Annotated in this window: 8 protein-coding genes and 2 pseudogenes; 5 read left to right on the top strand and 5 right to left on the bottom strand. The window is 67.7% G+C overall.

Features of this window, described 5'->3' with window-relative positions; all coding sequences use genetic code 11:
* Positions 1-373: 373 nt before the first annotated feature.
* Complete coding sequence (locus FMEAI12_RS30390) at positions 374-1,642, top strand: EAL domain-containing protein (RefSeq protein WP_112108735.1); 1,269 nt, start codon at positions 374-376, stop codon at positions 1,640-1,642.
* A 333-nt stretch (positions 1,643-1,975) separates the two neighbouring features.
* Positions 1,976-2,152 carry a hypothetical protein gene (locus FMEAI12_RS36780; protein ID WP_157904348.1) on the top strand — a complete coding sequence of 59 codons (177 nt, stop codon included), beginning with the start codon at positions 1,976-1,978 and terminating at the stop codon, positions 2,150-2,152.
* A 141-nt stretch (positions 2,153-2,293) separates the two neighbouring features.
* Here the strand turns inward: FMEAI12_RS36780 and FMEAI12_RS30395 are convergent, their stop codons facing one another.
* Both FMEAI12_RS30395 and FMEAI12_RS40295 read right to left on the bottom strand, forming a co-directional pair.
* Positions 2,294-4,213: an acyl-CoA dehydrogenase family protein gene (locus tag FMEAI12_RS30395; RefSeq protein ID WP_112108736.1), complete on the bottom strand. Its 1,920-nt coding sequence runs from the start codon at positions 4,211-4,213 to the stop codon at positions 2,294-2,296.
* Between the two features lie 102 nt (positions 4,214-4,315).
* On the bottom strand, positions 4,316-4,516 hold the full coding sequence (locus FMEAI12_RS40295; protein WP_083391265.1) for a hypothetical protein: 201 nt from the start codon (positions 4,514-4,516) through the stop codon (positions 4,316-4,318).
* Positions 4,517-5,458: 942 nt separating this feature from the next.
* Between FMEAI12_RS40295 and FMEAI12_RS38810 the strand changes: the two genes are divergently transcribed.
* A complete protein-coding gene (locus FMEAI12_RS38810; RefSeq protein ID WP_235014827.1) occupies positions 5,459-5,728 on the top strand; it encodes a hypothetical protein in 270 nt (89 codons plus the stop codon).
* Positions 5,729-5,798: 70 nt separating this feature from the next.
* On the opposite strand, the gene FMEAI12_RS30410 is transcribed toward FMEAI12_RS38810, so the two are convergent.
* The 3 genes and pseudogenes from FMEAI12_RS30410 to FMEAI12_RS30420 form a co-directional block, all read right to left on the bottom strand.
* On the bottom strand, positions 5,799-6,911 hold the full coding sequence (locus FMEAI12_RS30410; RefSeq protein WP_112108738.1) for a CapA family protein: 1,113 nt from the start codon (positions 6,909-6,911) through the stop codon (positions 5,799-5,801).
* 178 nt (positions 6,912-7,089) lie between these two features.
* Positions 7,090-7,489 (bottom strand): annotated as a pseudogene (locus tag FMEAI12_RS30415) (integrase core domain-containing protein); the annotation flags it as partial.
* Positions 7,490-7,614: 125 nt separating this feature from the next.
* A pseudogene (locus FMEAI12_RS30420) lies at positions 7,615-7,917 on the bottom strand (transposase); the annotation flags it as partial.
* 279 nt (positions 7,918-8,196) lie between these two features.
* Between FMEAI12_RS30420 and FMEAI12_RS40300 the strand changes: the two are divergent.
* Both FMEAI12_RS40300 and FMEAI12_RS30430 read left to right on the top strand, forming a co-directional pair.
* Positions 8,197-8,985, top strand: coding sequence for a toll/interleukin-1 receptor domain-containing protein (locus tag FMEAI12_RS40300; protein ID WP_368672123.1), 789 nt, complete (start codon positions 8,197-8,199; stop codon positions 8,983-8,985).
* A gap of 9 nt (positions 8,986-8,994) precedes the next feature.
* Positions 8,995-9,193, top strand: a 199-nt coding sequence (locus tag FMEAI12_RS30430) for a transposase (protein ID WP_146776586.1), incomplete at its 3' end; no start/stop codon positions are given.

The following is a 9,193-nucleotide window of genomic DNA, read 5'->3' on the forward strand; positions in this document are numbered from 1 at the left end:
GCCGCCAGCCTGCTACCGGGCCTCCTGGCAGCTACCCGGACCGGACTTCCACCGGCAAGCGACGACGAGCTTACGAAAGGTAGATCGGCCGCTTACACGGCGTCACCTCCAGTCTGCTGGGCGCACGGAAAGACCAGCAAACGAGACCTCACCATGACCGCCCACCACCAACGCACAGGTTAAAAATCAAGTTCAAGGGCTGTTTCGTAATCTGGGCGCCGGGGCCTGGAGCTGCCTGGTGGATCATGTCGGGGTGCAGGTCATCTCCGCGCCCGGCGATCGACGGAGCAGACCCCGACCCGTCTGGCTGCTCCGGAGACTTCATGCCGGGCCCGGTGAGGGCACCCACACCGAGCCGGGTAGGTCTGACGGTATGGGAACGCGGATGGCGTCCAAGGGGTCCTGTCTGGGCCCGCGGATCAATGTTTCCGAACCGGGCTCGATACTCCCCGACCTGGTGGCGGTTCTGCGCCGCCGGTTACGGATGGACGTCGGCTGGCTCGGCCGGTTCGTCGACGATCTTCTGGTTCTCGAGGTGCTGTGCGGGGACGCAGGGCGGTTCGGGCTCAGCCCGTACTCGACGGTGCGACGCCCGGGGTCACTGTGGGGAGCAGTCGAGCGGGGCGATCTGCCGTCGCTGGTGCCCGACACCCGCGCGGATCCTCGTGCCGCTGAGCTGGCGGGGGCGCGGGAGCTGGGTGTGCGTGCCTTCGCCGCGGCGATGCTCACCGACAGCGAGGGCGAGCCGATCGGCATGATTGGCTGTATGGGAAGCGAGCCGATCCCGGCGCTGCCCCAGCACGATGGCGGCTTCCTGCGCCTGCTCGCGCGGTTCCTCACCGACTTCGTCATCGATGTTCGCGACCTCTGGGACAGACAGAGCCGAACCTGGCGCGAGATCCGTGCCGCGCTGGACGGCGCCGCGCTGCGGACCACCTTCCAGCCGGTGGTCGACCTGCACGCGGGCCGACGTGGCCGGGTCGTCGCGGTCGAGGCACTGACCACGTTCCCCGTCTTGGACAGCTCACCCGAGGACGTGTTCAAGAAGGCGACGGCGGTCGGCTTGGGCCCCGAACTCGAACTGGCCGCACTGGGCCGGGCCGTTCAGTCACTGCCCGACATCCCGCCCGGGATCACGCTGGCGATCAACCTGTCGGCCGCGGCGCTGGCCGACGACGCGGTCGAGCTGATCCTGTCGACCGGTTCACCCGAGCGCCTGGCAGTCGAGATCACCGAGCACGAGTACATGGTGGACAGCGACAACCTGGCACGGGCCTTCGACACGCTGCGCGGCCACGGCACCCACATCGCCGTTGACGACGTCGGCACCGGTTACGCCGGCCTTGAACAGCTCCTACGACTACGACCGGACATCATCAAGATCGACCGGTTTATTACTCACGGTATCGACCGTGATCCGGCCCGGAGGGCAGTCGCCGCCGGCTTGACGACAGTGGCGGCCGCGATCGACGCGAAGATCGTCGCCGAAGGCGTCGAATCACACTCTGAAGTAGAAGCCCTCCGGGACGCGCACATCCGATACGCCCAGGGTTATCTCCTCGGCCGTCCCACCCCCGACATCCACGACGCGTGCTCGAGACGGCCGAGGTGCCAGCAAAGGGAGCGTCCGAGAAACGGGTAGCGCCGGGACTGCTGCATGCCGCCGGGAATGGAGGGCTTTGTTGCGTTGAGGGGTGGTGGGACGCGGCGGTCCCGGCTGGTGCTGTCGGCGACTCCTGAACACTGACCCCCCTGTGGCGCGGTGGGTTCGAGCACCCGTCGGCGTCGGGTCCCGGGCCGGCCTGCTGCGGACGTCCCCGCAGCCTCGGCGAGGAGGGGTGACCTGCGGCCGGACTCCTGCAGCCGTTGGCTCGCCGGATCGGAACGCAGGCGCCAGTAACTGGGATGCCGCCTGCCAGTGGGGTAGTACTAGAGGGTGTGGTGGCAGCAACCCGTCAATGGTGACCTTGGCCTGGTGACCGCTCTGCCGATGGCGAGGCTCGTCGCGGTCTGCCCGGTCTGCCCCTGGCCCATTCACCTCGCGGCGGTCGTCTCCCCCAAGGGAACGACGGCCTGCCTCGACACCGACGCCCTTGAACGGGCGATACGGGTACATCTGGCCCAGCACGGTATCAGCGATGACGAGGACTGACTGATCGATCGGACACTATCGGACACTGTCGCATCACCGCGCGGCTGCGCCTCCGCTCGAAATTTCGGCGTTTTCCCGGCGTCATCCCGGCCTGCCTTCGGCACCCAGCGCCGACCTTCGGCACCCAGCGCCGACGAGTGGTCAGCCTGCGGCGAACACGTCGACCACGTCGACGGCCGGTCGTGCCGGGGCTGCCTTCTGCCGCTCCGCGGCGAGGAATGGCCCTTCTCCACTCGGGTCCATCACGCCGGCCTCGACCCAGATGAAGCGGCCGGCGAGCACCTCCTGCGCCGCCGTGTAGTTGCGGGTGTCGTCGTTGCGCCACAGCGCCGAGAAGGATGCCTCGACACGGCGTCGCGCCTGCCGGCAGAACAGGTCGGCCAGGTCGGTCGCGATCGGCTCGCCGTCCTCGTCGAGCATTCGGGCCCGCACGACCGCCGCGCTGATCGCGAACAGCTCGGCGCCGATGTCGACGAGACGTCCGAGGAACGCCTGCTTCTTCTCCAGTCCGCCCTGCCAGCGAGCCATCCCGTAGAAGGTTGACCGGGCGAGCTTGCGCGCCGAGCGCTCCACGAAGCGCAGGTGCGTGCCGAGCCGGCCGAATTCGACGAAGGAGCGCGGCGACGTACCGCTGCCGACGGCGAGGCCGGGCAGCCAGCGGCTGTAGAAGGCGGCCGCCCGTCCGGCGCTGCGGGCCTTCGCCACGAACGGCGCTTCCGGGGAAATGAGGTCGCCGGCCACCGCGAGGTGGGTGTCCACGGCCTCCCGCGCGATGAGCAACCGCATGATCTCGGTGGAACCTTCGAAAATTCGGTTGATGCGCAGGTCGCGCAGCATCTGCTCGGCCGGTACCGGTCGTTCCCCCCGGTTGGCCAGGGACTGGGCGGTCTCGTACCCGCGACCGCCGCGGATCTGGACCAGCTCGTCGGCGATCAGCCAGGCCATCTCGCTGGCATACAGCTTGGCCAGGGCTGCCTCGATCCGGATGTCCTCGCGTCCCTCATCGGCCATCAGGCCGGACAGCTCCAGCATCGCCTCCAGCCCGAACGCGGTGGCGGCGATGAACGCGACCTTCTGGGCGATGGCGTCATGCCGGCCGATCGGCCGACCCCACTGGACCCGGTCCCGCGACCACTCCCGGGCGATGCGCAGCGCGTACTTGGCATGGCCCGCGCAGATCGCCGGCAGGGCGAGGCGGCCGGTGTTCAGCGTCGTCAGGGCGATCTTAAGCCCCTGGCCTTCCCGCCCGAGGCGGTCCGCGGCAGGGACCCGGACTCGATCAAAACTGGTGACGCCGTTCTCGATACCGCGCAGACCCATGAACTCGTTGCGGTGCTCCACCTTCACGCCGGGTGCGTGGGCGTCGACGATGAAACACGTGATGCCACCGCGATGACCGTCCGAGCGTGGGACGACCGCCATGACCACCAGCCGGTCGGCGATCACACCGTTGGTGGTCCATAGCTTGCGGCCGCTCAGCTCGTAGGCGGCGCCGTCCTCGACCGGCACCGCCTGGCTGCTCATCCGGGCCGGGTCGCTGCCCACGTCGGGCTCGGTCAGCAGGAACGCGCTGATCTCCTCGCGTGCCACCTTCGGCAGATACGTCCGCTTCTGCTCCTCGGTACCGAAACCCATGACCGGCTCGGCCACGCCGATCGACTGGTGCGCCGAGAGCAGCGTGGGAATGCTCGAATGCCACGAACCGGACAGTTCAAGTGCCCGGTTGTAGTACACGGTGGTCAACCCGAGTCCGCCGTACTCCTCGGGGATCTTCATGCCGAGGGCGCCTATCCGCCGCAGCCCGTCGATCACCTGCCCGGGCAGCCGCCCGTCCCGCTCGACCTGCAGAGGGTCCACCGTGTCCCGCAGGAACGATTCGAACTGGACCAGGAACGCCTCCCCTCGATGCCGGTCGCCCTCCTTCGGCCGCGGGTGCGGGGAGATCAGATCGAGTCGGAGATGACCGAGGAAAAGCTCCTTGCCGAACGAGGGGAGCTTCCATTCGGCCTCCCGGGCCGCCTCAGCGACTCTGCGCGCCTCGCGTTCTGCCACCTGTGCCACGTCGCCTCCCGATCTGTCGGCGGTATGTGGTCCTCCTGCCCACACGGCGTCCACCCGCACGAAGCTGGCACTCACGCCCAGGCTGCGCTCGTTCGCACGCCGTCAGCGTCCGTACCGACCGACGAGGGTGCCGCTCGCCACCTGGTGTGCGGCGAGGCCCCGACGCACGTCATCGACGCGCGCCCCGGATGGTGGGCGTAGCGGTTCGTCGAGGGCGTGGAGGCGGAAGACGTAACGGTGTGGTTTGTCGCCGCGGGATGAGGTCCGAGTCGCTGAAGGCCGCACTGTGCAGCGTCCCGACATCGTTGGGGTGGGGCCATCAGCCTGCTCCTTCGAAGTCGTTCGGTCTCTCGCCAAGGCATCGCCGCCCACACGGCCGGGAAACCCGGTCGGCGCCGCTCATCAGCAGTTCGCCGGCCCCACCGCACCTGGTCCGGGAACCGCCGGGTCCGTGGGTCTCCTCCGGCGGTCAGAGACCCGACTCGAACCGGAAGGTCGGATTCGCCGGAGGGAAGGCGGCTGCCGGGGAGGAGCTCCGACTGGCTGCGGACGCCGCCGAGTGGGTCGGGGACGTCCCGTCCGTGCAATGGTGGTTGCGGTCCGCTTCGCGCCCTTGCCTTTGGCTCGCCTTTCGTCGCGAGGTCCCCTGCCGGGCCGGTGACCCCGCACGGTGGGTTGGCGTTTGGAGCGTCCCGCGCGGGGCGCCCGCCCCGCAGTGTGAGGGGGTACACCCGCTTGCACGGCGACCGAGAAAGGCCAGCCGGTGGGCGTCGGCCCGCCGGCCCGCGGCCCGTGCCCGTTCTGTGGGCGGGAGAGCGTCCTGCGCGCGGACCGTCCGTGCATGATCTACCTGTGCCGTGACTGTGCGCGCCCTACGCTCGACGAGGCCAAGGACTACGCGGCGGACCGACCTTCGCGGCCCGACGAGCCGTTACCGCCCGATCCGCGAAGACTCCCCACATTCGGCGAGGCCACCGGCTCAGAGGGTGCATCGGTGGCTACCCTGCGCCGGCGCCGCACCTGTGGTACACCAAACCTGTCACCGTTTACGAGGGTCTTGACACGGAGAGGTTCCCCGAGGGGGGATGTGCGATGTCGCCGCCGACACCGACGAGGACGGGTAGCTCGACCGCGAGACCGCGGCGTTCAACTACTACGGGCACCGCCGAACGGGCAGGGCCGCAGGAGGCCACGTCGGCCTCCCCGGACGCTGGCCAGTCGCGCGCGCGGGCCGCTACGGTCCGGTTGCCGTTCCTGACCGCCCGGTTCGAGTTCGGCCGGCGGGCTGGCCGCATGGGCTGGCGTCTCGGTCCGGTCGGCCTGCCGTCCCCCGGCAAGAGCGCCTACTACCTGGGGCTCGGCGTGCTCGCGGTGGGCGAGGTCGTCGAATGGCCGGTGGCTGCGGCGATCGCTGCTGGCACCTACGTTGCGCAGCACACCCGCAGGCAGGCATCTGCCGTCCCACAGGTCTGGCATGTGTCGCATAACGGGCACCAGCAGGAGGCAGGCGTCTGACCAGCAGGGGCCTGCGCACCGGCCTTTTCACGATCAGCGGGGACCGCTGACGGGGCCTCATCCTCTTCGCTCATGATCGGCGGAGCGAGAGCATGCCGTCCGCCTGAAGGTCGAACCGTGTCCCGAAGCCGCGGCTGATGCTGTCAAGAATCTCCTGTAGCCAGGCGGAGTCTTCGTGGCCGGCGTACCGGAGTCGCATCTGCCGTGCCTGCAGGGGCATCACACGCAGGTCGATCAGCTTCCCGCTGCCCGGATCGACCGACACGAAGTACGCCAGCCGCAGGTCGTCCCGGTAGCTTTCGTAGCCGGCGATCCCCTCATAGTCGTCGATGAAATCGCCGCACCCGTGCAGGATGAGCCTGTCCCGGTATATCTCGACAGGCCGTGGATGGTGCGACGAGTGTCCGTGCACGATGTCGATACCGCCGTCCACCAGCCGATGCGCGAAGCGGATCTGGTCGTCATCGACGTCGTAGCCCCAGTTGGAGCCCCAGTGGATGGATGCGAGGGCGAGGTCACCGAGCCGCTTCACCTGCCGAACACGGCCCGCGACCTCGTCGGCCCAGCCGTCCGACAGCTCCGGGACGAGGTCAACACCGGCCCTGTCCTCGGTCACGGCCCACGTCGCTGGAATGCCGCTGGACGGCAGCCCGAACGAGAAGATCAGAACCCGCCGGCTGCCATCGATAGGCACAACCGCGGGCCGGCGGGCCTCTTCCGCGTCGTGTCCGGCTCCCGCCTCCGCCAGCCCGGCACCGGACAGCACATCGAGCGTCTCGATGAGCCCCCGGCGACCGAAATCGAGCAAATGGTTGTTTGCCAGCACACACACGTCAGGTCGGGCGGCAGTCAGGCAGGGCAGGTTGTCCGGGCTCATCCGATAGTGGACTTCCTTCCCCGTCGCGAAGGCATCGCACCGGGTGATGGTGGTTTCCAGATTCAGCACCCGGACATCGGGTGCAGCCTCGTCCAGCGCTGGCAGCACATCTCCCCAGGGCCAGGCGAAGTCGACCGGGTGAGGGATCGGGCCGTTTACCGCCTCTGCCAACTCGACGTAGCTGCGGGCATCCCAGACGTATCCCTCGGAAAGTGTCGGATCACCGGGATGCGGCAGGATCTGGTCGATACCGCGGCCGAGCATCACGTCGCCGCAGAGGAACAACCTCACCGCGCCCTCGCACACGGTTCCACCTTATGGGCGACAACCTCCGCCGGCCGAGCCGAGCGACCCGGTTGCAGCGACGGCAAGACGATGGCCACAGTTCCGACTCCGGCGAGATGGGCTGAATGTCCCGCAACGTGGGCGACTCAAGAGGCCTGTGGGCGGTGCCAGAACTCGGGCACCGGCCTTGACCTGGGTTTCAGGCGGCTCGTTCGCATTCGTTGATCAAGCCGCCGAGGACGGGTTGGCGCTTGACGCTTCTTTGTCAGGTCGGCGACGGGGTGGTCGGGCCGTGGTGGTTGAAGGTCGCGGCCGCGGTGGGGTCGTCGTCCGTTGTGGTGGGCCGTGTACTCGACCAGGACGGTGCGCAGGTGCCGTTCACCGACGATCAGCATGCGGTCGGTGACCTCGGTCCGGACGGTGCGGATGAACCGTTCTGCGTAGGCGTTCGCGCGGGGGGTTCGGGGTGGGATCTTGATGGCTGTGATGTTGGCATCGGCGAGGACTGCGTCGAAGGAGGCGGTGAATTGTCCGGCGCGGTCACGGACCAGGAACCGGAAGTCGGCCGCCCGGTCGCCGAGGTCCATGAGAAGGTTCCGGATCTGCATACCCGACCGAAGATCGGATAGAGCAGGCGTACGGACACAGTTGACCATCATGCCGCCACCCGCACCGTCGCATCACCCCAGCTCGCGGGCCCAGGCCGACTTCTGGCACCCCACAGGTAGAGGTAGGTCCACCGGCCGGCGACCTTCGCATACGTTTCGTCGATGAACCATCTGTCTCCGGGACGGTGCCGGCACGGCCGGGCTGCGTCGACCAGCGAGGGTGTGAAGCGCTGCACCCACCGGTAGACCGTGCCGTGATCAACCTCGAGGCCGCGTTCGGCGAGCAGCTCCTCGACATCCCGGTACGACAGGACGAACCGCACGTACCAGCGGACCGCCAACACGATCACCTCCGGCGGAAACCGGAACCCCGCGAACTCCGACGTCGGAGCCGGTGGACGGGCACGACGTCGGCGCATGATTCGATCAGGACCGATCGGTAGCCGCGACGGTGGACTTCGCCGATGCAACAGCGCCCCTCGCCCCGGCCCAGCACATGGGGAGCGCCGAGTCGGCATACCGCCACCGCGCGTTATCATTCTAGCGTCGTAATTGGCAGAATTTTCAAAGGTCAACCGCAAAAGTTCTGTCGAGAGGCGGGGTCGGCCGCAATACATGTGCCATACGGGGGATTTGATGTTTGGGCGCAGCTCCATAAAAGCCTGGCAGCAGGCAACGGGGGTTCTTCTCTTCGACCGATGGCGAGGTGGCGGCGTCACCGCTTAATTTCGGAGGTGTCTGTCGACCATGCGTCCAGACCTGGGCCGCACCGCGGGGAGACCTCGCCGGCGGGCCGGCCCCCGACCTCTGGGCGCAGTTTCTTTATCCCCTATTCCCGGCATAACCGGGACTGGGCGGACTGGGTTTCATGGGAACTCGAGGCTGCTGGTCACTCGGTTAACGTCCAGCACTGGGACTCCGTTGCCGGAACGTCTTACCTGGCCTGGATCGAGACTTCCATCCGAAATGCCGACCACATTGTGGTACTACTGTCGGAAGCGTACCTGAACTCCGCCTTCGGGCAGACGGAATTCCTCATGGCCTACCAGGTCGACCCGTCGACCGCCCATCGCAGGGTAATTCCGATACGGGTTGAGAACTGCGAGCCGCCGCGTGGTTCATACCTCGCTCAGCTGACCTATTTTGATCTCTTTGGAATGGCTGTAGAGAAAGCTCGACGGCATTTGGTGGAGAGCGTCGAGGCTGTGATCAGTGGCCGCGACCGGCCGAAGATGCCACCAGTTTTCCCCGGAGGCGTCGGCGGAGACGGCCGTCCGTTCCACACGAGCGGTCCTGCCCGACTCGCCGGTCGCCGCTTCCCGGCGCACCCGCCGCCCGTCGGACGTTCCGCCACCTACTTATCCAGCTTCTGGTCCTCTCTCCGCGGGGCGCTGCGCGGCCGGGCCACCACCCTGGCACTAGGGCCTGTTCTGAGTCTGGATCACAATCGGGGTGTTCGTCCTTCGTGTGGGTGTTTCGGCTGGTAGCACAGTGGTATGACGCGTGGTGATCTGACCGATGGTGAATGGGAGTTGATCGAGCCGCACCTCCCGCTGGGGGCGTCCGGACCGATCCCTGACCTGCGCAGCTATTTCAACGCGGTGATGTGGAGGTTCCGTACCGGAAGCCCCTGGCGGGACGTGCCGAACAGCTACGGCTCCTGGTCGACGATCTACGACCGGTTCCGTATGTGGG

This window comes from Parafrankia sp. Ea1.12, from assembly GCF_900465275.1.
In the GTDB taxonomy this organism is placed as follows: Bacteria; Actinomycetota; Actinomycetes; order Frankiales; family Frankiaceae; genus Parafrankia; species Parafrankia soli.